Here is a 25,559-nt window from a genome sequence, read left to right as displayed (position 1 = left end):
CTGGCCTCTTCGCGGGCATTCAGACTTGCCCGCGAATGGGCCCGCAAGGCGCTCAGGCGGGCTTGGCCACCATCAGATAGAAAATCACCATGAACGCCAGAAACGCCGGCCAGCCCAGCACAAACCACCAGCGCATATACGTCTGCGCCTTGATCGGCATCGCCGTCCCCTCACGCAACGCCTGATCAGCCATCCGGTGCACCCGAATCTGCAGCCAGACCACTGGCAACCAGCAGATGCCCGCCAGCACGAACAGCCCCATGCTCCACATCAGCCAACCCTGGGTCAGCGGCCAGCCCGCCAGATGCACCAACCCCAACCCGCTCAAAGGCTGGAACACCGCCGTAGTCGTGGTAAAGGCCCAATCGGCGAACACCAGGTGGCGGAACGTCACCGCAATCACCTCGACCTTGCCGGTACGCCAGGCACGCAGTGCGTAATAGGCCGAACCGGCACCCAGGCCGAAGAGAATGGTGGAAGACAAGATGTGCAGGGTCTTGAGTATCAGGTAAGCGCTCATTGACGCGGTTCAGTCCATAGAAGCCAGAGAGTCGCCACCATCAGCACCAGGTTCTTGGCGACGGCGGCGTAAGGGTCAAACCAGTAGTGCGGGAGCACCAGGGTAATGATCAGGGTGTAGCTGGCCATCAGCAGCAGCTGGGCCTGGAACGTCCGACGACGCCAGCGCCGGAACAGCATGCCCAACCCGAGCAGGCCGTCACACAACGAGCCGAGCCACACGGCGAAGCTGGCAGCGCCGCCCGTCACGCCGAATTCAGCCATGATCCGCAGGCTCCAGTCGTAACCCGGCCCCAGGCAGACCGCCGCCGTACCGAACCAGATGAGCAGCATGACCGCCAACATCAGCGGGCGCAGAGCCGCCTGGACGCTTTGCGCGGGGTTCGGCCAGTCGACCAGATGAGTCGCCAACGGCGCCGCTCGGTAGCCGCACAACGTACCCAGCAGCTCGGGATCAGCAACATTGTCGCGCCGGGCCATGCTCAGGCACTGGCGATTCAACGCCCGCCAGCCCAGGCGCTCGCCACACCAGACACCGACTGTCGCCAACCACTGCGGGATCTTGCAGTAACGGGCTGGCCCCCAGCCCTGGGCAGCGCGCAAATGATCGAGCAACTGCGCCAGAGTCAAGGCCTGCGGCCCGACCAACGGCACCACACGCGAGGATGACGGCCAATGCCGCAGCAACGCGAGTACCGCACCGCAGACATCGTCGATATGCACGGGCTGCAAGCGTGCATCGAGGTCAAGCAGGGGAATCAGCGGCCAGGGCGACAGACGCGTCAACCAGCCACTGCTGGTCCCTCCCGCCCCCACCAACAGCGACGGCCGCAACACCACTGCGCAGATATCCAGCCCCATCAGGTAGGCATCCGCCTCGGCCTTGCTGGCCAGGAAAGCCACATCCGGCTGCTCGCCGGCACCCAATGCGGAAATATGCAGAACCCGTAGCCCCCGCTGCGCCGCGAGATCGAACAACGCCCGCGTGCCGCGATCCTGAGTACGCCGCAGGGCCTGCGGGTCGACACTCAGCAGACCGGCAGCGTTGATCAGCAGGTCGACGCCCTGGGGCATCACGAAATGTTGGGGATCGCTGGCCAACAGGTCCAGATCGAGAACTTGCCATTCAACTTCGGGCAGATCCCGGGAGTGGCGACGCCGACTGGTGGCAATCACCTCGTGACCATTGGCGACCAATGCGGCGAGCAAGTGGCGACCCACGAAACCCGTGGCCCCCACCAGGAGAACTTTCATGACGATCCTTGGCGGACTAAACCGGCTTGGCGCCCATCAGGGCAGCAATCCCGACGAAACACAGCGTACTGAAGATCGCCAACGTCAGCGTAAACTTCCAGTGGCCGCCCGCCTCGCCCCGGCGCAGGCGATTGAGCCGCACCACGAGCCAGACCCAGGCCAGGCAACCGAACGTGTAGAGCACGCTGGAGCCAAGCAGCCAGGCCTGGCTCAGCGCAAACCCGCCCAGATGCACCAGCCACCAGCCACTGACCGGCTGCACCACCAGACACAGAGCCATGAGCACCCAGGCCAACACCCAGGGCATCTTCAGCAACCGCCCGGTAATCGGCAGATCCCCGCCACGGCGTCCACGCCAGAACCCGATGGCCACGGCCAGCGCGCTGCCCAGCAGCAACACCGTGGCCACGCTGTGAAGCACTTTCAAGGCGGTGAAGGTTTCCATCGGATCTTTCCTTAATCATTGCCCATCAGCTTAGCAGTCATCCGCCCGGCTTCAGCCCAGAAACAGGCGATAGGCCGGGTTGTCGCTTTCGTCCCAGTACGGGTAGCCGATTTCCGCCAAGGCCGCCGGCACCAGGTGCCGTTCCTCGCTCGGCACCTGCAGGCCAGCGACCACCCGGCCATCGGCCGCGCCATGGTTGCGGTAGTGGAACATCGAGATATTCCAGCGACCGCCGAGCTTGTTGAGGAAATTGAACAACGCGCCCGGACGCTCGGGAAACTCGAAACGCAGCACCATTTCGTCACTGACCCGCGCTGCGTGCCCGCCGACCATATGGCGGATATGCAGCTTGGCCAGCTCGTTGTCGGTCATGTCGAGCACCGGGAAACCCTGGCGGGTCAGGCTCTCGATCAAAGCACTGCGCGGATCGCTGTCCGGGTGAGTCTGCACGCCAACGAAGATGTGCGCTTCGCTGCCGGTGTGATAGCGATAGTTGAACTCGGTGATCTGGCGTTTGCCGATCGCCTCGCAGAAGGCCTTGAAGCTGCCCGGCTGCTCGGGAATGGTCACAGCGATGATGGCTTCACGGCCCTCACCCAGCTCGGCACGCTCGGCGACATGGCGCAAACGGTCGAAGTTGACGTTGGCCCCGGAATCGATCGCCACCAGCGTCTGCCCGCTGACCTTGCGCTGCTCGACGTATTTCTTGATCCCGGCCGCAGCCAGTGCCCCGGCCGGCTCGGTAATCGAACGGGTATCGTCGTAGATGTCCTTGATCGCCGCACAGATCTCGTCGGTACTGACGGTGATCACTTCATCGACATGGTCCTTGCAGATATCGAAGGTGTGCTGGCCGATCTGCGCCACCGCGACGCCGTCGGCAAAAATCCCCACCGAAGACAGCACTACCCGCTCACCGGCCGCCATGGCCTGCTGCAGGCAGTTGGAGTCGTCCGGTTCGACGCCGATCACCTTGATTTCCGGGCGCAGGTATTTCACATAGGCCGCGATCCCGGCAATCAGCCCGCCGCCGCCGACCGGAACAAAAATCGCGTCCAGCGGCCCCGGGTGCTGACGCAGGATTTCCATGGCCACCGTGCCCTGCCCGGCAATGGTGTGCGGATCATCGTAGGGGTGAATGTAGACGTAGCCCTTTTCCTCGACCAGTTTCAGCGAGTAGGCCAGCGCCTCCGGAAAGGAATCGCCATGCAGCACCACCTTGCCGCCTCGGGAACGCACGCCCTCGACCTTGATTTCCGGGGTGGTCTTGGGCATCACGATCGTTGCCTTGACCCCCAGCACCTTGGCCGCCAGGGCCAGACCCTGGGCATGGTTGCCTGCCGAAGCAGTGACCACGCCACGGGCGCGCTCGGCGTCGCTGAGCTGGGTCAGCTTGTTGTACGCGCCGCGAATCTTGAAGGAAAACACCGGCTGCAGGTCTTCGCGCTTGAGCCAGACCTGGTTGCCCAACCGCTCGGAGAGCTGGCGAGCGCTGTGCAACGGGGTTTCCACGGCAACGTCGTAAACGCGCGAGGTGAGGATCTTCTTGACGTACTGTTCGAGCATCGGAAAGCATCACTGGCGGGTTGGGCAGGGACCGAGCAGTCTACCCCAGCGCTTGCGGCAACGACCACAGGGGTCCTGAGGTTTTGCTCGCCCCTTTTGCCGGGCCGACGCTTATAATGCCGGCCTTTCGCTCACACCTTGCCCGCTTCCGGAGCCCGCATGACCCAGGATCAACTCAAACAGGCAGTGGCCCAGGCCGCCGTCGACTTCATCCTTCCCAAGCTCGATGACAAAAGCATCGTCGGCGTGGGCACCGGCTCCACCGCCAACTGCTTCATCGATGCCCTGGCCCGACACAAGGGCGCCTTCGATGGCGCGGTCGCCAGCTCCGAAGCCACTGCCGCGCGCCTCAAGGGCCATGGCATTCCGGTCTACGAACTCAACACCGTCAGCGACCTGGAGTTCTACATCGACGGTGCCGACGAAAGCGACGCACAACTGAACCTGATCAAGGGCGGCGGCGCGGCCCTGACCCGGGAGAAAATCGTTGCGGCCGTGGCCAAGACCTTTATCTGCATCGCCGACGGCAGCAAGCTGGTGCCGGTGCTCGGCGCCTTCCCACTGCCAGTGGAAGTGATCCCGATGGCCCGCAGCCACGTGGCGCGTCAGTTGGTGAAGTTGGGCGGCGACCCGGTGTATCGCGAAGGCGTGCTGACCGATAACGGCAACATCATCCTCGATGTGCACAACCTGCAGATCACCCACCCGGTGGAGTTGGAAGCGCAGATCAACGCGATTGTCGGCGTGGTCACCAACGGCCTGTTCGCCGCGCGCCCGGCGGACCTCCTGCTGCTGGGCACCGGCGAAGGCGTCAAGACCCTCAAGGCCTGAGCCTGGCGGGATAGCGCGCGGCCTGGTGCCGCGCGCGACGGTTATTCTGCAGTGCGCTTGAAGACGTAGAACAGGTTCGGCTCGCTGACCACGTACAGGTACCCCTCCTCGTCCATGGTCACGCCTTCAGCACGCGGAATGGTGTTTTTCAAACCATTGAAGCCGCCGAGCAGGGTCATGAAGCTGACCTGACTGCCTTTCTCATCCAGCTCCAGCAACAGATGCGACTCGGCCGACAGCACCAGCAGATGCTGGGTCCGCGGGTCGATCGCCAGCGCTGAAAGATTGCGCACATCCAGCTGATCGCTCGCCAACCTTTGCTTCTCGCCCGAGAATCGAGTGCCGTCGCTTTTCAGACTGAACAACGCGGGTGGCCGCTCTTCGCCGAGCAAAATCTGCTGGTTGCGCGCATCCCAGACCGCCGCCTCGAAAGCCTTGTTCTGGTTCTTCGACGGACCGAGGTCGTACTGCGGGAAGTCCTTGATATTCAGCTCACGGGTGCTCGCATCCACGGTGACGATGCTCAGAAGGTGCATGCGCTCATCGACGATCGCCATCTTGTTGCCTTCCAACACCGTCACGGCCTCGGGATTGTTCCAGCCGACCAGAGGAATCTTGCGCAACACATCGCCTTGCAGGGTCAACTCGGCCAGGAAAGGGTTCTTGCCCATGACCGAAAACAGCGTTTTGGTCTGCGGGCTGTAGCTGACATCGGACGCCTCGTCCTTCTCCATGCCCAGCAAGCGCTTGGCGTCGATCACCACGCGATAACCCGGCAGCCAGACGCTGCCTTCACGCTCGGCCTGGGTCTTGAAACGCTCCTTGAGCCACAGTACACCGCGATCATCCCAGTGCATCGGTACCCCCACCCCGGCGGCCAGCGCAAGCACCAGCAGCAGCCAGTAATACCAACGCAGTGCAAAGCGGGAGCGACGGGAGGAAGACGAAGAGAGCGACAAGGGACGAGCCATGTAAGGATACTTTCCTGGTTTCGTGGCGTTCGGAAAAGACACTGTAGACAAGCCAGAAGGCCAGCCGGGAAATTATCCAGAGCGTATGTGAAAAAAATGGCAAAAAGCGGGAAAGTGGCCTGATCACAAGCCAAAGTGGGCGGCGAACGCCCGAAAAAACGCTCCCACGTGACACGTGGGAGCGATCAACGCACGACTCAGCGCACGCTGCTGTTGAAGCTGCTGGCGCCCGGCAACTCCAGTACCAGCTCGTCACCGACATTCAACGGGCCGACGCCAACCGGCGTGCCGGTCAGGATCACATCGCCGGCCTGCAACGAAAAACACGCGGCCATGTACTGGATCATCGGTACGATGGGGTTGAGCATGTCGCTGCTGATGCCGTCCTGGCGCACCTGGCCATTGATGGTCAGGCGGATGCCGATGCTGGTCAGGTCGGAAAAGGTGCTACCGACCACGAACGGAGCGATCACTGCCGCACCGTCGAACGACTTGGCGATTTCCCACGGCAGGCCCTTGGCCTTCAACTCTGCCTGCTTGTCGCGCAGGGTCAGGTCCAGCGCCGGGGCGAAACCGGAAATCGCATCGAGCACTTCTTCCTTGCTCGGTTTGGTCGACAACGGCTTGCCAATCAATACGGCAATTTCCGCCTCGTAATGCACCGAGCCGCGATCGACCGGAATGCTGAAGCCACCCTCGAGCGGCACGACACAACTGCCGGGCTTGATGAACAGCAGCGGCTCGGTCGGCACCGGATTGTCCAGCTCCTTGGCGTGTTCGGCGTAGTTACGACCGATGCAGACCACCTTGCCCAGGGGAAAGTGAATGCGGGTACCGTCGACATACTGGTGCTGATAACTCATTGAGCAACTCCTGTTCGGTCTTAATCATCGTGACGCGGGGTTCAAACCGCGAATATCTTGCCCGGGTTCATGATTCCATTCGGATCGAACACCGCCTTGATCGCCTTCATGTATTCGATTTCGGCCAGCGAACGGCTGTAGCCCAGATAGTCACGCTTGGTCATGCCCACGCCGTGTTCGGCGGAAATCGAGCCGTTGTACTTCTCGACGATCTCGAACACCCACTTGTTGACCTTGGCACACGTGGCGAAGAACTCGTCCTTGCTCAGGTTTTCCGGCTTGAGGATGTTCAGGTGCAGGTTGCCATCGCCGATGTGACCGTACCAGACGACTTCGAAATCCGGGTAGTGTTCGCGGACGATCGTGTCGATTTCCTTGAGAAACGCCGGAACTTTCGACACGGTGACCGAGATGTCGTTCTTGTACGGGGTCCAGTGGGAGATGGTTTCGGAGATGTACTCGCGCAGCTTCCACAGGTTCTGCAACTGGGTTTCGCTCTGGCTCATCACGCCATCGAGCACCCAACCCTGCTCGACGCAATGTTCGAAGGTTTCCAGGGCCAGATTGGCCACCTCTTCGGTGGTCGCCTCGAACTCCAGCAGCGCGTAGAACGGGCACTCGGTTTCGAATGGCGCTGGCACGTCGCCACGTCCGAGGATCTTGGCCAGGGCCTTGTCGGAGAAAAATTCGAACGCGGTCAGGTCCAGTTTGCCCTGAAACGCGTGCAGTACCGGCATGATCGAGTCGAAGTCCGGGGTACCGAGGACCATGCAGGTCAGGTTCTTCGGTGCACGGTCCAGGCGCATGGTGGCCTCGACCACGAAGCCCAGGGTACCCTCGGCGCCGATGAACAGTTGGCGCAGGTCATAACCGGTGGCGTTCTTGATCAGGTCCTTGTTCAGCTCCAGCACGTCGCCCTTGCCGGTGACGACCTTGAGGCCGGCCACCCAGTTGCGCGTCATGCCGTAGCGAATCACCTTGATCCCGCCGGCATTGGTGCCGATATTGCCGCCAATCTGGCTGGAGCCCGCCGAAGCGAAATCCACCGGATAGTACAGGCCCTGTTCTTCGGCGCGGCTCTGCAACTGCTCGGTGACCACGCCCGGCTGGCACACCGCGGTACGGTCGGTGAGGTTGATGTCGAGAATCTGGTTCATGTAATCGAACGACACCACCACTTCGCCGTTGGCCGCCACGGCCGCCGCAGACAGGCCGGTACGCCCACCCGAGGGCACCAGCGCAACGCGATGCCGATTGGCCCAACGCACGATGGCCTGGACCTGTTCGATGGTCTTGGGAAACACGATGGCCGTGGGCGCAGGGGCGAAATGCTTGGTCCAGTCCTTCCCGTAGGTATTCAGGGAGTCGGCGTCGGTCAGGACCTTGCCAGCGTCAACCAGGGTTTTCAGTTCATCAATCAGGACGGCATGGGTCATCGATAGAACTCTCAAACATTTCATGGTCACCCTGAGAACGCTTCACGTCGCAGAATGAGTGTTTGCGGGTCGCATATGCTAGCATACGCCCCCCGCAGAAGCGTGCTATGAGGCCGATCTGCGGAACCGGCGAACACGCCGCGAGGTCAGCTCAAGCTGTCCATTTTCCTGCCATTTTTCTCCGGGACACAGGTTTACGCAGATGAGCAAGACTTCTCTCGATAAGAGCAAGATCAAGTTCCTTCTCCTCGAAGGCGTCCACCAATCCGCAGTCGACGTCCTCAAGGCCGCCGGGTACGTCAACATCGAGTACCACACCAAGTCCCTGCCGGACGCCGAACTGAAGGAAAAGATCGCCGATGCCCACTTCATCGGCATCCGCTCGCGCACCCAACTGACCGAGGAAATCTTCGATCACGCGAAGAAACTCGTCGCCGTGGGCTGCTTCTGTATCGGCACCAACCAGGTCAACCTCGACGCAGCGCGTGAGCGCGGTATCGCCGTGTTCAACGCCCCCTACTCCAACACCCGTTCGGTTGCCGAACTGGTGCTGGCCGAGGCGATCCTGCTGCTGCGCGGTATTCCCGAGAAAAACGCTTCCTGCCACCGCGGTGGCTGGATCAAGAGCGCGGCCAACTCCTTCGAGATCCGCGGCAAGAAACTGGGGATCATCGGCTACGGCTCGATCGGTACACAGCTGTCGGTCCTGGCCGAGGGCCTGGGCATGCAGGTGTTCTTCTACGACACCCTGACCAAGCTGCCACTGGGTAACGCCACCCAGGTCTCGAGCCTGCACGATCTGCTGGGCATGTCCGACATCGTCACCCTGCACGTTCCGGAAACCGCCGAAACCCAGTGGATGATCGGTGAGAAGGAAATCCGCGCTATCAAGAAGGGCGGCATCCTGATCAACGCCGCCCGCGGCACCGTGGTCGAACTGGACGCCCTGGCGGACGCGATCAAGGATCAGCACCTGATCGGCGCGGCCATCGACGTGTTCCCGGTGGAGCCACGCTCCAACGACGACATCTTCGAAAGCCCGCTGCGCGGCCTGGACAACGTGATCCTGACTCCGCACATCGGCGGCTCCACCGCCGAAGCCCAGGCCAACATCGGCCTGGAAGTGGCAGAGAAGCTGGTCAAGTACAGCGACAACGGTACCTCGGTATCGTCCGTGAACTTCCCGGAAGTAGCCCTGCCGGCTCACCCTGGCAAACACCGTCTGCTGCACATCCACGAGAACATCCCGGGCGTGCTGAGCGAGATCAACAAGGTCTTCGCGGAAAATGGTATCAACATTTCCGGTCAGTTCCTGCAGACCAACGAGAAGGTCGGCTACGTGGTGATCGACGTCGACGCCGAGTACTCGGACCTGGCGCAAGAGAAGCTGCAGCACATCAACGGTACCATCCGTTGCCGCGTGCTGTTCTAAGCCACCCGCGCTGAACGAAAAAGGGAGGCCCTCACAGGCCTCCCTTTTTTGTGCCCGCTATTTCGGCTACGGCTTACTTCACATTGACGGTAATGACCTTCGAGGCCACCGTCGGCTCGAACTGCATATGAATCTTGTCACCCGCCACCAACTGCAGGGTGTGCTTGCCCGGAGCCAGGGTCAGCTGGGTTTCGGTCTGGGCCTTGCCGTAGTGGATCACCTGTTCAGTTGCCGGAATCGGCAGGCTCGGGTCTGGCAGTTCCTTCTGGTCGACCAGCAGGTGATGATGGCCAGAGTTCGGGGTGGCGTCACCGGCCGGCTTGAGCTCCAGGCCCTTCATGCCAAACTTGACGGTGAAGGTCTTGTCGACCGTGGCACCATCCTTCGGCGACAGGATCTCGACCTCGGCGCCCTTGGGCGCTGGCGTGCGCGGAATGCCGTCCGCCGCGACGGCGAGCAGACTGGAACTCAACAAGACAGTGGCTAAAGCAACGCGAGACACTAAGGTTTTCATTAACTTCTCCGGTTTTTCCACAAAATTTGGGCCGTCATGACAACTTCGAGACAAATCGTTGTCCAAACTTGCCCATCAACATAAAGCAAAGCGAGCTGCCGTGGCGCACCGCCCGCTCGATTTCATCCTAGGAGTGACCATGCGTTTCTTGCCTGGCCTGTTGCTGTTACTGCCCCTTGCAAGCCCTTTCGCACAGGCCGAACTGATCGATGACGTCAACGACCGGGGCGAACTGCGCATCGCCCTTGAAGGTGACATGCGCCCTTTCGGCTTCAAGGATGGCGAACGCCTGACCGGCTTCGAGGTCGAGCTGGGCGAACTGCTGGCCCGGGAACTGGAGGTCAATCCGTCGTTCATCACCACCGACTCTGCCGACATCCTGCTGGGCGTCGAGAGCGGCAAGTACGACGTTGCCATCAATCACATAGCAATGACCCCGGAACTCAAGGAACGTTTCGATTTCAGCGAACCGTATAGCTACACCAGCGCCCAACTGATCGTGCGCAAGGAAGAACAGCGACCGCTCAGTACACTCGAATCCTTGAAAGGTGGCGCCTTAGGTGTAGCCCAGGGCAGCCAGTTCGTCGACCAGCCCCGTACGGTCGAAGGCGTCGACCTGCGCAGTTATCCGAATGCACAACAACCGCTCAAGGATGTGGCCGACAAGCAGATCGACGCGGCCATCAGCGACCGCCTGCTGATTCCCTTCGCCATCCGCGACAGCAACCTGCCGATCAAGGAAGGCGCGCCCGTGGGGCCGACCGTGACCCTGGCCATCCCGTTCCAGAAAGGCAATCCGGCGTTTGAAGCCAGCATCAACCTCGCCCTGCAGCGGATCAAGGCCGATGGGCGGCTGATGGCATTGTCGGAAAAATGGTTCGGCATGGACGCAAGCGAGCCGCCGAAGCCTTGACTCAGGAGGCGTCCAGCAGCGCCAGGGCAACGACAGCCTCAGGTAGTTCCAGCTCGCTGAACACCTGGACGCCGGCCCGCCTGAGCAGTGCCGTCGTTACACCCTCGCCAGCAACCTTAACGCCGCTGAAGCTGCCATCGTAGGTCAGCAGATTGCCGCAGGACGGACTGTTGGCCTTGAGGACGGCGATCCGTATGTCGTGGCGCTGCACCAGTTCGAGCGCCTGGTGGGCCCCGTCAATGAACGCCTGGCTGACATCCTCGCCATCATCGGTCACGACCGGGACAATCCCCTCCAGTACCTGCTCACCCTGCCCGCCGGGAATCTCCGCCGCTGCCCGTGGAGTCGGCAGGCCGCCGGCAACTTCCGGACACAGCGCCACCACCCGGCCTTCGGCCTGCCAGGTGGCCAGTTGCTGATAAGGGCCGCTGGCACCACCGTCGTAGCGCACCCGATGCCCGAGCAGACACCGGCTGACCAGAACCTTGCTCGTCATCAGAACGGCTCGTCGCCGCGACGGCGGAACCAGCCGGTCAACGACAGGCGCTCGCGAGTCGCCGGCAGGACTTCATGAGGAATGTCGCCAGAAAGAAATATCACCAGGCAACCGCCGATCGGCAGCACATCACGCTCGATGTCATCGGCCAGGTACATCCGCAACTGGCCACGCTCTTGCGGCTGCCAGTCGTCATTGAGATAGAGCACCGCCGAGACCGAACGCCGGTCATCGTCGCGAAAGCGATCCAGGTGCTTGCGGTAGAACGCCCCGGCCGGGTACAGCGCGAAATGGCACTCGAAGTCCTCAAGCCCCAGGAACAAACCGCGGTTCAGCGCCTGGCGCAAGCTGTCCATCAGCTCCAGATACTGGTCGCAGGGCACGGCCTGGCCCGGTTCGAGCCACTGGATATGGTCGCCCCGCACGCCCTCGCGCACCTGCTGCGCCGTGCCCCGACCGACGCCGGCCGGTGCCAGCTCGCCGTCAGTCGCACGTTTACGGCACTCGGCGGCCAATTGTAGGGTCAAATCAGCGGGCAGGAAAAAATCCTGTTGCGACCAGCCACGCTCGGCCAGATCGTCGACGATAGATAACAGCAACGGATGATCAGAAGGTATTTGCATGGCGTGCATAGTATCCATACCCCCAGGAACCTGACAGAGCCGCCAGACATGACAATACGAATTCTCGACAAGTACGGCGCTCGTCGGGAGAATAGTCGGCTGTAGACAGGAGTCCCTATGCGCCGTTTGCTTTTTTCGCTACTGATGTTCTGCACCTTGCCCGCCTGGGCAGACAGCCACGACCAGTTATACAAGGTCGCCGGTTGGCCAGAGCAGCGCGCGCATTTCAGCGATGCTCTGGGCGCTGCCCAGCAAAAGTACCGCAACAGCTTGCCACCGGCGGTCTACCAGGCCCTGGTCGACAACAGTAACCAGCGCTTTGCGCCCCAGGCCATGGACCAGCGGGCCGAGGCCCAGTTGCGCCAGAACCTGGCCAACCCGGCACCTGCCCTGAAATTTTTCCAGTCGCCTTTGGGCCGCAAGATCATCGCCGCCGAATTGCTCGCCACCCGCCGCGACCAGTTGGCCAAAAACGCCCAGGGTCTGCCGCATATCGAAGCCAGCGCGACCCGCCGGCTGCTGATCAATCACCTGGCCAATGCGCTGCCGGCCCGTGAAGCCGGGGCCGAAGTCAGCCTCGCCATTGCCGGTGTCGCCGCCGACAGTCTCAGCTCGATGATTCCCGGCTTGCTGGGAGCCGGCTCGGCACAAGGACTGCTCAACGGCCAGCGCGAGCGGCTGATGCAGCAGATCGGCAACGATCTGGACAACACCCTGCTGTATGTCTATCGCGACCTGTCCGATCCGGAGCTGGAAGAGTTCTCGACCTTCGCCGAATCGGCCGAAGGCAAAGCCTACTACCAGGCCGCCCTGGCAGCCATCCGCGCGGGGTTGGCCGTGGGCCAGAACCTGACGCCAGCTCAACCTGGAAACTGACTACGACATGACCATGCCTGCAAAAGGTCTATAATCCAGGCGCAATATGAAAGTCCGGGCGCCATCCGTGCAGTAGGCTCACCTCCCCTCAGGAGACTACTCATGTACAGGATCAACCTGGCTACCGCCGCAGACATCGAGGGCATCGCCCTACTGCTCCAGGCCAACTCGCCCTCCCGGGGCGGATCTCTGACCGGGGAATTCCCGCTCGACAAGGTCAGGCAGATGGCCCTTGGTTCCTCGCCCGTAGTGGTCGCTTCCCGTTATGACAGGGTCGTTGGCGTGCTGTTCAGCGCGGCAAAGGACATGCATCCCGCCCCGGCATCGATCCAGGCCATGCTGCGCGCATGGCCGGGTACGCCTGCATCGCCAGCACGGAAAGAGGCCAGGGCCTGCTGCCTCGGCTCTATGCGCAACTCCAGCAGCATTACCCTGGCCGTGAAGCGATTCTTTTTATCCGCAGGGACAATACCGCCTCGCTGCGCGCCCATGAGCGCCTGGGCATGCGTGAAGTCGCGGGCTTTACCTTGGAGAAGGACGAGTACGCCGTGCTCAGCGACCGACCGGCTGCCGAACAGCAAGACGCAGACATCCACAAGGCCTAGGCGGTTTGTGCATGCCACTCATGGGACCGTGCCGCGACCCACTCCCGTACTTGCGCATAGGGATAGGCCTCAAGCGCCGAAAACCCCGGAAACGCCCTCGCCTTCAACTTGGTGAACAACGGCGCGCTGATACCGCACAGAAAGCGCGTCAGGCACTCGGCGCTCGGTGCATGCCCGCTGTGCTCCTGGTGACTGTGGATAAATCCACTGCAAAGCGCCGGGAAATCATGCTGATCGAGAGCCGCCAGTGCCGGAGGCTCAGGCAGCCGGGCAACCTGCCCGTGGCACACCGAGCAATGCCCGCAGCGCTCAGGCGCCTGCTCGTCGCCGAAATAGCGTGCCAATCGATGTCCCAGGCATTGCTCGGTCGCAAACAACGCCAGCATTGCGTGAATCCGCGCAATCTCACTGACCTCATGCTGAGCGAAACAGGCATACAGCTCCAGACTCAGCGCATGGGGATCGAAATCACTGACCAGCAGGCTGTAGACCTCGGTCATCTGCTTGCTTTCCAGCTCGATCCAGCGCCGCTCCTGAAAGAAGTCCAGGGCTTTCACCACCCGCCCGCGCTCGGCCTGATGCTGCTGGTACAAGACGTCGAAATTCACCGTGGCCCAGGTCCGGGCACGACTGGAGGTCTGGATGATCGCCGCGACAAAATCGCGCCGCTCCCCCTCGAATTTCGCCAGCAGCACCTCGGGCTCCACCAGGAACTTGAAGCGGTATTCGGCAAAATACGCATAACGTGGCGCGATCAAGCCACGCAACTCCAACTGCACCAGCAGGGTCTTGAGCGGCAGTTGGCGAATATTGCTCTGGTCCGCCAGGGGGCCGAGCAGAAACTCCCACTGGCCGTCCGCGCTCGCGCCCTGCAACTCATCCAGTACCCGCCGAATTCCCTCCAGCTCCGGCGTATCACCGTAGACGAAGTTCTCAAGCACATTGAGGCTGTCGCGGTTGGCCAGCACCAGGCAATCGGAAGGCTGGCCGTCGCGCCCGGCCCGGCCGATTTCCTGGCTGTAGTTCTCGATGGACTTGGGCAGGTCGAAGTGCACCACGTTGCGGATATCGGACTTGTCGATGCCCATGCCGAAGGCGATGGTGGCGACGATGCAATTCAGTTGCCCAGCCATGAACTGCTTCTGGATCGCCTCGCGCTGCTCATGGGGCAAGCCGGCGTGATAGGCGTGCGCCGCAATCGCGCGCTGGCTCAAATGCTCGGCGATCTGCTCGGCGGTCTTCTGCAGGGTGACATAGACGATACTCGGCTGCCCGCTGCGCGGCGCCAGCCATTCCACCAGGCGACGACGCTTGTCCGGACCGCTGACCGGTTCCACCAGCAGGTTCAGGTTCGGCCGGTAAAAGCCGGTGGTCACCACATCGTCCGGCGCAATGGCAAACTTGCCCTGCATATCGGCGATCACCTTTGGCGTCGCCGTGGCGGTCAGCAGCAAGGCCTGGGGAATACGGAACTGGCGCTGATAGTCCGGCAGCTTGAGGTAATCCGGGCGGAAGTTGTGACCCCACTCGGAGATGCAGTGCGCCTCGTCCACCACCAGCAGGGAAATCTGCACCTGCTGCAGAAAATGTCGAAAACGCTCATTTTTCAGGCGCTCCACGGAAATCATCAGGATCTTCAACTCGCCGGAGCGAGCCCTGGCCATCACCGCATGGGTTTCATCGCGACTTTGCACCGAGTCGATACTCGCCGCCGCAATACCGTGACGTTGCAGAAAGGCCAACTGGTCCTGCATCAGCGCCAGCAGCGGCGAAACCACCAACGTCAGATGCGGCAAAAGCAGCGCCGGCAGTTGATAACACAAGGACTTGCCGGAACCGGTAGGAAAGATCGCTGCCGCCGAACGCCCGGCCAACACCGCACTGACCACCGCTTCCTGACCGTCACGAAACTGTGGATAACCAAAAACCCGCTGGAGGGTGTCGTGCATAAGCTGTCACTCCGTTGACCGCCATGGATAAAACAAACCCTAGGCGGTCAGGCGAGAAAAGGTCCGAGGCAAGCATTACAAAGCGCTACAACGCGCCAGACTAGCGCAAAGCAGGCCGTGGTTGCGCGATAGCGACCAACACCCGGATACAAATCCACGGATGCGCTGCGGTGAAAATACCGATTACATCGAAGCAACCTTGAAGACTGATACCCGATTGCCGATCACTGCGTCGTTGAAATGGGCAGTTCAACGACTTTCGTTTGCACAGGAGCTTTACATGGACACTGCACCGCGCCCTTTCTCATCACTACCCCGTTACGGCCTGTTGCTGGCGCCTCTGTTACTGAGCGGCTGCCTGTCGGGCCTGGATTCGGGCCTGCACAAGCCGGCTACGGCCGGGACAGAGGCGCCCGCCAAGCGCTTTGAAACCCCGGAATACAACGCCCAACGCGCACTGGCGCTGGTCAAGGCGTCGGCCCTTTATGCCCTGGGAGGCACCGGCAAAGGTGTCAGCGTGGCGATCATCGACTCTGGCCTCAACAGCGACCTGCCAGAATTCAAGGACCGTCTCGCCACCCCCGGCCACGATTATGTACGCAACGTCCCCGGCCTGATCGATCCCCACGGCCATGGCACCCAGATGGCCGGGATTGTCGCCGCCAACCGCGACGGCCAGGGCATGCACGGTATCGCATTCGACGCCAGGCTGATCGTCATGCGCATTGGCGACAACAACGAACCGTTCTTTTTCGACGAGCAGATCGCCCGCGCCTGGAAAGACAGCTTCGCCGCCGGAGCGCGGATCCTCAGTAACTCCTGGGCCAACGATATTCCCGCCACCGAAATCACTGAGGCACGTTACAAACAAGTGATGGGCGATTCCTTGCCGGTCGCTCGCCAGTTGGTGGCTGACGGTGCGGTGTTCGTTTTCCCCACGGGCAATGAGCTACGCCGCGAACCCTTGGCCGAACCGGGTCTGCCCCTGGCCTTGCCGGAACTGGAGAAAGGCTGGATCGCGGTGGTGGCGCTGAAGAATGACGGCACCGCCATCAACCAGAAGTCCAACTACTGCGGCGTGGCCGAACGCTGGTGCATCGCGGTCCCGGGCGGGGATGGTGGCGTCGACCGAGGCTTGCTCACCACCAGCGCCAAGGGCGGCTATACGCAAACAGCCGGGACTTCGCCTGCCGTGGCGCTGGTCAGTGGTGCGCTCGCGGCCCTGCAGAGCCGTTTTCCCGAACTCACACCCCAGCAACTGCGCGAGGTGCTGCTCGATAGCGCCAACCACAGCGGACTGTACGCCAAGGGCGAAGCCTACGGACGCGGCCTGATGGACCTGGCGGCAGCGGCGCAACTGGCAGCCGAACGGGTGAAGCAGCAGCCGATAACGCCAGCCCAGCGGTAACGAACCTACACAAACGAACAACGCGCCAGACAGGGCGCGTTGTGGGGCTGGATCAACTCGCTATTCAGCGATTCTTGACCCGCTCGATCGCCGTGTCATACACCGGGTTGGCCTTCTGCTCCTTGGCCAACTCGTAGTGACGCAGTGCGTCGGAGAACTGCCCGGCGTTTTCATAGATGCGGGCAATGTTGTAGTAGGAACTGGCGCGCACGGTGTTCGCCGAATTGCCGGAAGCCAGGGCAACGGCCTTGCGGTTGGCCCAGATGGCTTCAGCGGTGTTACCGGCCTTCTGATAGGCCAGGCCGAGGTTGCTATAAGCCTGACCGAAGCTGTTGTTCAGATCGATGGCCTGACGGAACAGGGCAATCGACTGTTCCAGATCCCCGGCCTTATAGGCCGCTTCCCCCTTCACGTTCAGCGCGCGAGCATCAGCCTGGGCCGTAGAACTGACAGCCACCTCGGCAATCGCCACCTTGTCATCGAGCAGCGGCGAAACCTCATTCAGCACATTCTGAGGCTGTACATTCACGCCACTGAAGGTATTGATGTCCTGGAAGTCACCATTGCCCGTCATACGGAACACGGTCCACAGGTTGCCGCTGCGGTTGGTCGGCACATAATAGGTCCGCACCAGAGACTGCCCCATGTAGACGAACACCTTGGCCTGGCTGTTGGACAGCTGGCGCGAGCCGGGGTTTTCGCTGTTGGTGAAGTCGTGCACGGCATAGACGTAACTCTCGCCGTAGTGCTTTTTCTGCAGGGTGATGGTTTCCGGACCGTAGCTGTCGGTGTCATCCACGTCCAGATCGGCGTCGGCGCCTTGCTTCTGATCGAAGTAGATGTTGTTGCCGGGGAAGATCATGTGCGAGTCGAGGTCCGCCGGGGTCTTGCCCCAGGTCAGTACCACGCGCAGGCCGTCAAGGTTCTGCATCACCGGGCTGATGGCGTAGGTCATGTCCTTGCACGGGCACTTCACCACCAGGTTGGAATAACCGGCCTTCTTGATGATCAGCAGGCTACCGGCGTCGTCGGCGAAACTGCTCTGAAGCGTGACCTGGCCCTGGGCGTTGGTCTTGCCGACCACGTTTTGCTCGCCATTGCGCTGCAACAGCACGTCGGCGTCGGCGATCTTCTGGTCCTTGACCACGGCGCTGAGTACTTCGACCGGCAGCGATTCAGCCTGAACTGACCAGGCCATGGCACACAACGAAAATACCGACGCCATGCGAAGCAAATGCATACCCAACTCCCTTTAAGATCAAGACGTGGGCACCGAAGGTCCCCTGAAAGATGCAGCGGAACATACCGATTTTTTGTGTGAAACGTCTCGTGTGTGCGCAGAAAATTTTAGTTTTGTGGACTCGTTAGCGATAGCAAAAAGCTACTTTGCAAATTTAATCCGCAATCCCGCTCAAACCTATGAAAAAGCGCCGCACAGGCTTCGCAAAACTTCCTATGGCCAGCGGATATTCCGGCAGCCCTTGGTGCCGGCATGCTCGGCTAAATTGCGTACAACCGCACCGCCCACAAAGCCAACCGGGGCCAAAGCCTGCCGCTCCCGTAGCGGCTGAGCCTTCGGTGCGGCCTGAAGATCCAGAGGCCGGGCTGATCACAGACGCACATCAATAACAGTCAGGTCATCATCACTATCAGGTTCAGGCATCCAGCCAAGTGTCAGAAACTGCTGTTGCTTGGCCACAGCCAAGTCGGCCCAGAAACCATCTGTTGCCAATATCCAGCGTGTGCCCTCTGAAATTCGGAATCGACTGACTTGCGGAAAGTGTTCACGTCTTGCGCTAAAGCATCGAGTCAAACTATGCCGGTCAACGTGAACTGCAATTTGTGCATGACTCAAATGCCCACGCCAGTTGGCTCGACAGTGAGGTGATGTCAGCCATTCAACCACTCCTGACTCATCGACTCGACCGAAACAGCAATCGCCGGCATGAATCACGAGTGCCTCACTTGGCATCAACAGTAATATCAGATAACTGGCGCTGGCTGACGCAAACGCCCGAGTTACCTCGATATGAGCATCGTTCAGCAACTGCAGCAGATCAGACTCGATTACATCCGGACACAACTGCCTTGCAGTTAACCGAACAAAGCCTTGCTCCATATATCGGACCCAGGCTTGAGCAAGCTCTGCGCCCTGAAAGGACGAGGTCGAACCATCTGCCAACAAGTAAAGGTGATGCCCTTCTTGAGACGAGAACCCCGCATAGTCGCGGTTATCAGCAGTCCGCCCGCCCCGAATCGATGAAACAAAGTGCGTGGGCGTCAATTACCTTCCTTCACCATCTGCTTCAAACGACCAAAAATAATCTTTTCCCGGGCCAGATCGCCCCGCGTTGCGCTTTGCACAACGTAGGCAAAATCCCTGTTGTTGATCAGGTCGACCAGATGCTCGCGAAGATAGCTCCTGAGCTGGTCAGAAGAGCCCCTCACTTCATTGATCAACTCTTCACGACCATCGACCAGATTGAAGATATCCTCGATATCCTTGCTGTTAAGGGCATCACCTGAGCCTCGCCCCTTATAGGCCTCGAACTTGGTCCCGAGGAAATAGGGTGGGGAGAAGACGCGTATTTGCGCACCGCTGGGAAGGTAATGGAGCTGCGCATGGTGAAAACCTTCATCGAACCACAGGTTGCTGTAGCCCAGAATGGCTTCATCCGAAGGCATGAAATCGACCTTCAACTCACCTAGACGCATGCGGCAATTCACTTCATCGAAGGGACTCTCCATGAATCCCCTGCGACGAAGTTGCTCCATCAGTTTCGGCCAACCGGCATAGCCGGACAGTTGGATGACCAGATCAACGTCATCCGTAAAACGCAGGTCTTCCAGGGTCACCTCATCGGTGACAAGCAGTACAGTGGTGCATCCGCCCACAAACGCCACCTGCTGGCATAGATCCTCACCCAAGGCTTGAGCAACCGTGTCCAGCATGTCCAGAAGGGCTGCGTACTGCTCACTCATGAAGGATCCATTTTCTCAGTAGTTGATTCGCCTCGGCAGATTCTCGCGAGCTTCCCAAGCGGATAGCGTCGACCAACGCCAGATAGTGGTAAAGCAGATAATCACGTTTCACCGCTTCTGGAACGGTCTTATAAATGGGTGCTATAGCCTGCCCTTTTTTATTTCCTTGAGGATCGGGCCAGACCGGGATCATATCCCCGCCACTCCTGAGTCTTCCTTCAAGAATCGGTGCAGCAAAAGCCGTAGGAATGCCTCGAACAACTGCTCCCGGCTTTACAGGAAAGATGTATTTAATTGCATGGGTCACGATGTCCAGCAAAGCACGTTTATTGACTATTGGGAGCCCGCTTTCGTGTCCAAGGGTTACAAGGCCGATTTCGCGCGAGCGTGTCAGGGAATTGGCAACCTCGCTTTTGCTCATGCTCAAGGATTGAGCCAGGGAACGGACGGTATAACTATCGGGACTCACTGCCTTGTTGCTGGCGAGTTCCTGATCCCAGCCCTGCCAATTCAATGTTTCCGGGAAATAGACATCCACACGCTTTGCCACATGGATGATAAACCCTCCCAAAATCGTTGGCTCTTGCGACTTATCTGCCGGGAAGCTCGATAGACGAATCGTCTTATCCACATCTCCGTGTAACCGCTCTTCCAGGCTTATGAGTTTGAAGAGCAGTAAAATATCCTGACTTTTCATGGCAGAAACCCTCATTCGTCCACGGTCCATGGACTGTGGACGAATAAATCAGACGACTGCGGGTGTTGTCAACATCCAAATCTCCGGGGCGACCTCACGCGTCGAGCCTTCAATCCCAAGCAATCAAAACGCAGCGTTAGCCTCGACGACCTGTAAACCAGCGCCTATCAACGTCTCCAGGCTGCCAGCAACCTGTTGGAAACAATGACCTGCATAAGCCTCAATACCCCCTGCGACAAGGATCAGAGCCATATCATCCATGCGGCCTATCTTCTGGTACGGGAGGTTTTTGATTTGCTGCAGCTGACGCAACATTGAACGATGGCACTGACCAACCCAATAAAAAAACCGCCCCGAAGGGCGGTTTTTTCAAGCGGATTGCAGGATCCGATTACAACTTCGGACCAGCAGCCTTGATCGCGTCGCTCACGTCGAACTTCTTGAAGTTCTCGATGAACAGGCCAGCCAGGGCTTTTGCCGCTTCGTCGTAGGCAGCCTTGTCAGCCCAGGTGTTGCGTGGGTTGAGCAGGCCGGTTTCGACGCCCGGTACGGCCAGTGGCACGTCCAGGTTGATGGTGTCCAGGTGCTCGGTTTGCGCACCGACCAGAGCGCCGCTCTGGATAGCGGCGATCACGCCACGGGTGGTCGGGATGTTGAAGCGCTTGCCAACGCCGTAGCCGCCGCCGGTCCAGCCGGTGTTGACCAGGTAGACCTTGGAGCCGAAACCACGGATACGCTTGATCAGCAGTTCAGCGTATTCGCCAGCCGGACGCGGGAAGAACGGTGCGCCGAAGCAGGTGGAGAAGGTCGACTTGATGCCGCCGCCCGAACCCATTTCGGTCGACCCGACCAGCGCGGTGTAGCCGGACAGGAAGTGATAGGCCGCCTGCTCTTCGCTGAGGATCGACACGGGCGGCAGTACGCCAGTCAGGTCGCAGGTCAGGAAGATCACCGCGTTCGGTTCGCCACCGAGGTTTTTCGGTGCACGCTTTTCGATCAGTTCGCGCGGGTAGGCCGCACGGCTGTTCTGGGTCAGGCTGCTGTCGGCGTAGTCGGCCTTCTTGTTGGCATCGAGTACGACGTTTTCCAGTACGGCGCCGTGCTGGATGGCTTTCCAGATAACGGGCTCGTTCTTCTCCGACAGGTCGATGCACTTGGCATAGCAACCGCCTTCGATGTTGAACACCACGCCTTCACCCCAACCGTGCTCGTCGTCACCGATCAGGTAGCGGCTTTCGTCAGCCGACAGGGTGGTCTTGCCGGTACCCGACAGGCCGAAGAACAGGGTCACATCGCCCTCTTCGCCCATGTTGGCCGCGCAGTGCATCGGCAGTACGTCGACAGCCGGCAGCAGGAAGTTCTGCACCGAGAACATGGCTTTCTTCATTTCACCGGCGTAACGCATGCCGGCGATCAGGACTTTCTTGGCCGCGAAGTTGAGGATCACGGTGCCATCGGAGTTGGTGCCGTCGCGCTCAGGCACGCACTCGAACTCCGGAACGTTCAGGATCTGCCACTCGCCCTTGCCACCGGCGTTGTACTGGCCAGCTTCCGGGTTGATGAACAGGCAACGGCCGAACAGGTTGTGCCAGGCGGTACCGGTGGTCATCTTCACCGGCAGGTAATGCGCGGGATCGGAGCCTACATGCACGTGGGAGACAAAACGCTCGCGCTCGCCGACGAAGGCTTCAACGCGGTCCCACAGGGCATCGAACTTGTCGGCCGGGAACTTGCGGTTGATCGGGCCCCAGGCGATGGCGTCCTGGGTAGATGGCTCTTCCACGATGAAACGGTCTACCGGCGAACGACCGGTGCGGTGACCGGTGCGTACTACCAGCGCGCCGGTATCGGCGAGTTCACCTTCACCACGAGCCAGGGCTTCCTTGACCAGATCATCGACACTCAGATCGGTGTACACGGCATTCTTTGCTTGCGTCATGAAATTCCCCGTCGGCCGCTGGCCGAGTGCTCCAAACGTTTTGTAGTAGAAAGTCGCGCACTACTACCGTGAAAAAAGTGCGCCGGATTATGCCAGAAATGCCCAAAAAGAGTAGGGCCCTCCTGTCAGAACGCCTATTTTCCGGCGTTTGACAGGGGATTTACCTGCGCTGAAGCGTTTTAGTGACGAGTATCTGACGGGGTCTCGACCCCTGCGCCGGCAAACAATTGCGCAATATCGGTCGCATCGAACAGATAACGCTGGTTGCAGAACTGGCAATCGATCTCGATTGCGCCGCCACGTTCGGCCACCAGTTGCTGGGCATCTTCCAGCCCCAAACTGACCAGCGCGTTGCCCGAACGCTCACGCGAGCAACTGCAATGGAAGCTTAGCGGCTGGTGATCGAACAGGCGCAGCGCTTCTTCGTGGTAGAGGCGGTGCAACACGGTTTCGTTGTCCAGGCCAAGCAGTTCCTCGGCTTTCAGGGTGCTGGCCAGGGCGGTGATGTGCTGCCAGTTGGCGGCGCGCTCGTCCTCATCCTTGATACGGTCGGCAGGCAGTTGCTGCAGCAGCAGGCCGCGAGCCCGCTGGCCATCGGCATTGAGCCAGAAGCGGGTGCCGACCTGCTGGGACATGACGAAGTAATTGGTGAAGCACTCCGACAAGGTGGCACCGTCAAGGTCGACGATCCCCTGGTAGCGCTGCCCCTGGGTCGGATCGACAGTCAGGGCCAGCACGCCATTGGGCATCAGGTCCGCCAGGCTTGCGCCAGGAGCGATCTGCTCGGCATCGTAACGGGCCAGACCACGGATCTCACGCTCGCTGGAGCACTCGACCATCAGCAATGGCACCGCGCCTTCGGAACGGGCCTGAAGAATCAGCAGGCCGTCGAACTTCAAGGTGCCGACCAGCAGCGCGGCGGCGGCCATCAGTTCGCCGAGCAATTGGGCGACCGGCTGTGGATAGGGATGCTTGGCCAGGACTTCAGCGTAGCTGCGTTCCAGCGACACCAGTTCGCCACGCGTGTCGCTGTCATCGAAGATGAAGCGTTGGGAGTAATCGGTGTCTGGTAGATCTGACATAGGTTTCGATTCTGGAAGTAGTAATAAAGGTGTTCGACTCAGAGAATCTGAGCATTTTATGAACAAATCGCGGTTCTGACCACGCAACATGGGGGCGAATGGCTGTCAGTCAAGGATAGACAGGATTATTCGGCACCTGCGTCGCGGAATTTGAACAGGTCACGGCGTTGCTTCTTGGTCGGTTTGCCATCGGTGGTCAGGCCCAGTGCGCCGGCCTTGCGCTGTGCCGCCTGGGCCTCACGCTTGGCAATGCTGGCGGCGGTCTCGGCATAGAGCTCCTGCGCTTGCGGTGCCCCACGGCGTACGACCGACAGTGCCTGAACCACCACGGTACGCTCATCGAAACCGGTACGGATCAGCAGTTCGTCGCCGACCCGGGGCTCTTTCGACGGTTTGCAACGCTCCCCCCGGCAGTGCACCTTGCCGCTTTCGATCGCCGTCTTGGCCAAGGCGCGGGTTTTGTAGAAGCGTGCCGCCCACAACCATTTGTCGAGCCGAACCTTGTCATCCTCTTCCGTTTTTTGTGCCACGGGGATTCCTCAAACTGAAATATTGCTGAACTGTACTACCGTTGCCGTCGAAGCTGAATTTCCCCGTCCAGTCTAGAATATGGGCAACCCAGTGATAGGTTCACGGCCTGAAAACAAGTCGCACAGATATCTGTCGCCATTTACCGATTATTCTGCGTGAATATCGCCATGACCGCTGCCTGGCGGCCTGAGCAGTTTTTTCACCGGTTGAGCATTTTGAAGACATTTGACCATTTGACTGTTGTGGGTCTGCGCGAGTGGGTTGCGCTCCCGGATCTGGGAGTCGCCGGCCTGCGGGCGAAGATCGACACCGGTGCCAGCACCTCCAGCCTGCACGCCACCGATATCGAACCGTTCGAGCGCGATGGGGCGAAGTGGGTCCGCTTCACCGCCCACCTCGGCACGGTGGTGCAGTTGCGCCATCGACGCTGCGAAGCCCCGTTGCTGGCGATGAAAACCATCAAGAGTTCCAACGGCCATGCCCAGGTCCGCTATGTGATCGCCACCACTCTGGCCCTGGGTGACCGGGTCTGGCAGGTGCAGTTCACGCTCGCCTGTCGCAAGGCCATGCGTTATCGCCTGTTGCTCGGTTCCAAAGCCCTGGTCGATGGCCAACTGGTGGTCAACCCGGGGAGCAAATACGTTCAAGAAAAGCCGGTGTTCCCGGTTACTACTACCTCTGCCACAGGTGTTGCATGAAGATCGCCGTGCTGTCGCGTAATCCGCGTCTGTATTCCACTCGTCGCCTGGTCGAAGCCGGCGTAGCACGTGGCCATGAAATGGTGGTGGTCGACACCCTGCGCGCCTATATGAACATCGCCAGTCATAAGCCGCAGATCCACTATCGCGGCAAACCGCTGGAAGGCTTCGACGCGGTCATCCCGCGAATCGGCGCTTCGGTGACCTTCTATGGCTGCGCGGTATTGCGCCAGTTCGAGATGATGGGCGTCTTTCCCCTCAACGAATCGGTGGCGATCGCCCGCTCGCGGGACAAGCTGCGCTCGCTGCAACTGCTATCACGCCGGGGCATCGGCCTGCCGGTCACCGGTTTCGCCCACTCGCCGGACGACATTCCCGACCTGATCGAGATGGTCAACGGCGCCCCATTGGTGATCAAGGTGCTGGAAGGCACCCAAGGTATCGGCGTGGTGCTGTGCGAGACCGCAACGGCGGCCGAGTCGGTGATCGAGGCGTTCATGGGCCTCAAGCAAGACATCATGGTCCAGGAATACATCAAGGAAGCCGGCGGCGCCGATATCCGCTGCTTCGTGGTCGGCGACAAGGTGATCGCGGCCATGAAACGCCAGGCCCGGCCCGGAGAGTTCCGCTCCAACCTGCATCGCGGTGGCAGCGCCAGTCTGATCAAGATCACCCCGGAAGAACGCATGACCGCCCTCAGCGCCGCCAAGGTGATGGGCCTCAGCGTGGCCGGGGTGGACATCCTGCGTTCCAATCATGGCCCGCTGGTGATGGAAGTGAACTCGTCGCCAGGCCTGGAAGGGATCGAAACCACCACCGGCAAGGACGTCGCGGGGATGATCATCCAGCACATCGAGAAGAATGGCGGGCCGAACATGACCCGGACCAAGGGCAAGGGCTGAAAACCCCGACCGCCAGCCGACGCGGCT

At 60.5% G+C, this 25,559-nt stretch carries 26 protein-coding genes; 8 read left to right on the top strand and 18 right to left on the bottom strand.

Annotation, left to right across the window (positions count from 1 at the left end):
• Positions 1-52: 52 nt before the first annotated feature.
• The 4 genes from BLU37_RS08995 to ilvA are packed head-to-tail and all read right to left on the bottom strand — an operon-like array spanning position 53 to position 3,784.
• Positions 53-520 (bottom strand): DUF2269 family protein, encoded by a 468-nt coding sequence (locus BLU37_RS08995; protein ID WP_010450602.1) that lies wholly within the window; start codon positions 518-520, stop codon positions 53-55.
• Positions 517-1,773 carry an SDR family oxidoreductase gene (locus BLU37_RS08990; RefSeq protein ID WP_090204164.1) on the bottom strand — a complete coding sequence of 419 codons (1,257 nt, stop codon included), beginning with the start codon at positions 1,771-1,773 and terminating at the stop codon, positions 517-519. Before BLU37_RS08990 ends, BLU37_RS08995 begins: the two co-directional genes overlap by 4 nt.
• Before the next feature lie 16 nt (positions 1,774-1,789).
• Complete coding sequence (locus BLU37_RS08985) at positions 1,790-2,218, bottom strand: DUF2269 family protein (protein WP_090204161.1); 429 nt, start codon at positions 2,216-2,218, stop codon at positions 1,790-1,792.
• Positions 2,219-2,269: 51 nt separating this feature from the next.
• On the bottom strand, positions 2,270-3,784 hold the full coding sequence (gene ilvA / locus BLU37_RS08980) for a threonine ammonia-lyase, biosynthetic (protein ID WP_090204158.1): 1,515 nt from the start codon (positions 3,782-3,784) through the stop codon (positions 2,270-2,272).
• 159 nt (positions 3,785-3,943) lie between these two features.
• Between ilvA and rpiA the strand changes: the two genes are divergently transcribed.
• Positions 3,944-4,615 carry a ribose-5-phosphate isomerase RpiA gene (rpiA, locus tag BLU37_RS08975; protein ID WP_029533965.1) on the top strand — a complete coding sequence of 224 codons (672 nt, stop codon included), beginning with the start codon at positions 3,944-3,946 and terminating at the stop codon, positions 4,613-4,615.
• Positions 4,616-4,656: 41 nt separating this feature from the next.
• On the opposite strand, the gene BLU37_RS08970 is transcribed toward rpiA, so the two are convergent.
• The 3 genes from BLU37_RS08970 to BLU37_RS08960 form a co-directional block, all read right to left on the bottom strand.
• A complete protein-coding gene (locus tag BLU37_RS08970; protein WP_090204156.1) occupies positions 4,657-5,586 on the bottom strand; it encodes an SdiA-regulated domain-containing protein in 930 nt (309 codons plus the stop codon).
• Positions 5,587-5,783: 197 nt separating this feature from the next.
• Entirely contained in the window at positions 5,784-6,449 is a 666-nt protein-coding gene (locus tag BLU37_RS08965; RefSeq protein ID WP_090204153.1) for a fumarylacetoacetate hydrolase family protein, read from the bottom strand.
• 41 nt (positions 6,450-6,490) lie between these two features.
• Positions 6,491-7,885 (bottom strand): FAD-binding oxidoreductase, encoded by a 1,395-nt coding sequence (locus tag BLU37_RS08960; RefSeq protein ID WP_090204150.1) that lies wholly within the window; start codon positions 7,883-7,885, stop codon positions 6,491-6,493.
• A 202-nt stretch (positions 7,886-8,087) separates the two neighbouring features.
• On the opposite strand from BLU37_RS08960, the gene serA reads away from it, so the two are divergent.
• Complete coding sequence (gene serA / locus BLU37_RS08955; RefSeq protein ID WP_019360234.1) at positions 8,088-9,317, top strand: phosphoglycerate dehydrogenase; 1,230 nt, start codon at positions 8,088-8,090, stop codon at positions 9,315-9,317.
• Between the two features lie 73 nt (positions 9,318-9,390).
• On the opposite strand, the gene BLU37_RS08950 is transcribed toward serA, so the two are convergent.
• Positions 9,391-9,831 carry a DUF4399 domain-containing protein gene (locus BLU37_RS08950; RefSeq protein WP_010450622.1) on the bottom strand — a complete coding sequence of 147 codons (441 nt, stop codon included), beginning with the start codon at positions 9,829-9,831 and terminating at the stop codon, positions 9,391-9,393.
• Positions 9,832-9,970: 139 nt separating this feature from the next.
• Here BLU37_RS08950 and BLU37_RS08945 point away from each other — a divergent pair, with 139 nt between their 5' ends.
• Entirely contained in the window at positions 9,971-10,744 is a 774-nt protein-coding gene (locus tag BLU37_RS08945; RefSeq protein WP_090204148.1) for a transporter substrate-binding domain-containing protein, read from the top strand.
• 1 nt (position 10,745) lies between these two features.
• Here BLU37_RS08945 and BLU37_RS08940 read toward each other — a convergent pair whose 3' ends face one another.
• Positions 10,746-11,240 (bottom strand): DUF523 domain-containing protein, encoded by a 495-nt coding sequence (locus BLU37_RS08940; protein ID WP_019360236.1) that lies wholly within the window; start codon positions 11,238-11,240, stop codon positions 10,746-10,748.
• On the bottom strand, positions 11,240-11,872 hold the full coding sequence (locus tag BLU37_RS08935) for a 2OG-Fe(II) oxygenase (RefSeq protein WP_090204144.1): 633 nt from the start codon (positions 11,870-11,872) through the stop codon (positions 11,240-11,242). Before BLU37_RS08935 ends, BLU37_RS08940 begins: the two co-directional genes overlap by 1 nt.
• A gap of 108 nt (positions 11,873-11,980) precedes the next feature.
• Between BLU37_RS08935 and BLU37_RS08930 the strand changes: the two genes are divergently transcribed.
• On the top strand, positions 11,981-12,739 hold the full coding sequence (locus BLU37_RS08930) for a DUF2059 domain-containing protein (RefSeq protein WP_090204141.1): 759 nt from the start codon (positions 11,981-11,983) through the stop codon (positions 12,737-12,739).
• 347 nt (positions 12,740-13,086) lie between these two features.
• On the top strand, positions 13,087-13,344 hold the full coding sequence (locus BLU37_RS29430; RefSeq protein ID WP_232000487.1) for a GNAT family N-acetyltransferase: 258 nt from the start codon (positions 13,087-13,089) through the stop codon (positions 13,342-13,344).
• On the opposite strand, the gene BLU37_RS08920 is transcribed toward BLU37_RS29430, so the two are convergent.
• Complete coding sequence (locus tag BLU37_RS08920; RefSeq protein WP_090204138.1) at positions 13,341-15,293, bottom strand: RecQ family ATP-dependent DNA helicase; 1,953 nt, start codon at positions 15,291-15,293, stop codon at positions 13,341-13,343. The two genes, BLU37_RS29430 and BLU37_RS08920, sit on opposite strands and share 4 nt — an antisense overlap.
• Before the next feature lie 280 nt (positions 15,294-15,573).
• Here BLU37_RS08920 and BLU37_RS08915 point away from each other — a divergent pair, with 280 nt between their 5' ends.
• Positions 15,574-16,701 (top strand): S8 family peptidase, encoded by a 1,128-nt coding sequence (locus tag BLU37_RS08915; protein WP_090204136.1) that lies wholly within the window; start codon positions 15,574-15,576, stop codon positions 16,699-16,701.
• 64 nt (positions 16,702-16,765) lie between these two features.
• Here the strand turns inward: BLU37_RS08915 and BLU37_RS08910 are convergent, their stop codons facing one another.
• From BLU37_RS08910 to BLU37_RS08875, 7 genes are all read right to left on the bottom strand, one after another.
• A complete protein-coding gene (locus BLU37_RS08910; protein ID WP_010450636.1) occupies positions 16,766-17,941 on the bottom strand; it encodes a tetratricopeptide repeat protein in 1,176 nt (391 codons plus the stop codon).
• A 369-nt stretch (positions 17,942-18,310) separates the two neighbouring features.
• On the bottom strand, positions 18,311-18,985 hold the full coding sequence (locus BLU37_RS08905; RefSeq protein ID WP_090204133.1) for a PP2C family protein-serine/threonine phosphatase: 675 nt from the start codon (positions 18,983-18,985) through the stop codon (positions 18,311-18,313).
• Positions 18,982-19,683, bottom strand: a complete 702-nt coding sequence (locus BLU37_RS08900; protein ID WP_232000486.1) for a hypothetical protein — start codon at positions 19,681-19,683, stop codon at positions 18,982-18,984. The genes BLU37_RS08905 and BLU37_RS08900 overlap by 4 nt, the downstream gene beginning before the upstream one ends.
• Positions 19,676-20,380, bottom strand: coding sequence for a hypothetical protein (locus tag BLU37_RS08895; RefSeq protein WP_157696369.1), 705 nt, complete (start codon positions 20,378-20,380; stop codon positions 19,676-19,678). Before BLU37_RS08895 ends, BLU37_RS08900 begins: the two co-directional genes overlap by 8 nt.
• 391 nt (positions 20,381-20,771) lie before the next feature.
• Positions 20,772-22,319 (bottom strand): phosphoenolpyruvate carboxykinase, encoded by a 1,548-nt coding sequence (locus BLU37_RS08885; protein ID WP_090204128.1) that lies wholly within the window; start codon positions 22,317-22,319, stop codon positions 20,772-20,774.
• 179 nt (positions 22,320-22,498) lie between these two features.
• Positions 22,499-23,401, bottom strand: a complete 903-nt coding sequence (gene hslO / locus BLU37_RS08880; protein WP_019360243.1) for an Hsp33 family molecular chaperone HslO — start codon at positions 23,399-23,401, stop codon at positions 22,499-22,501.
• A gap of 125 nt (positions 23,402-23,526) precedes the next feature.
• Positions 23,527-23,931, bottom strand: a complete 405-nt coding sequence (locus BLU37_RS08875) for an RNA-binding S4 domain-containing protein (RefSeq protein WP_010450640.1) — start codon at positions 23,929-23,931, stop codon at positions 23,527-23,529.
• A gap of 216 nt (positions 23,932-24,147) precedes the next feature.
• On the opposite strand from BLU37_RS08875, the gene rimB reads away from it, so the two are divergent.
• Positions 24,148-24,630 carry a retropepsin-like aspartic endopeptidase RimB gene (rimB, locus tag BLU37_RS08870; RefSeq protein ID WP_010450641.1) on the top strand — a complete coding sequence of 161 codons (483 nt, stop codon included), beginning with the start codon at positions 24,148-24,150 and terminating at the stop codon, positions 24,628-24,630.
• Positions 24,627-25,532: a 30S ribosomal protein S6--L-glutamate ligase gene (rimK, locus tag BLU37_RS08865; protein ID WP_010450642.1), complete on the top strand. Its 906-nt coding sequence runs from the start codon at positions 24,627-24,629 to the stop codon at positions 25,530-25,532. The genes rimB and rimK overlap by 4 nt, the downstream gene beginning before the upstream one ends.
• Positions 25,533-25,559 lie beyond the last annotated feature (27 nt).

Source organism: Pseudomonas asplenii, assembly GCF_900105475.1.
GTDB lineage: Bacteria > Pseudomonadota > Gammaproteobacteria > Pseudomonadales > Pseudomonadaceae > Aquipseudomonas > Aquipseudomonas asplenii.
The sequence above is the reverse complement of the archived record's forward strand: the minus strand, read 5'-3'. Positions and strand labels throughout refer to the sequence as shown.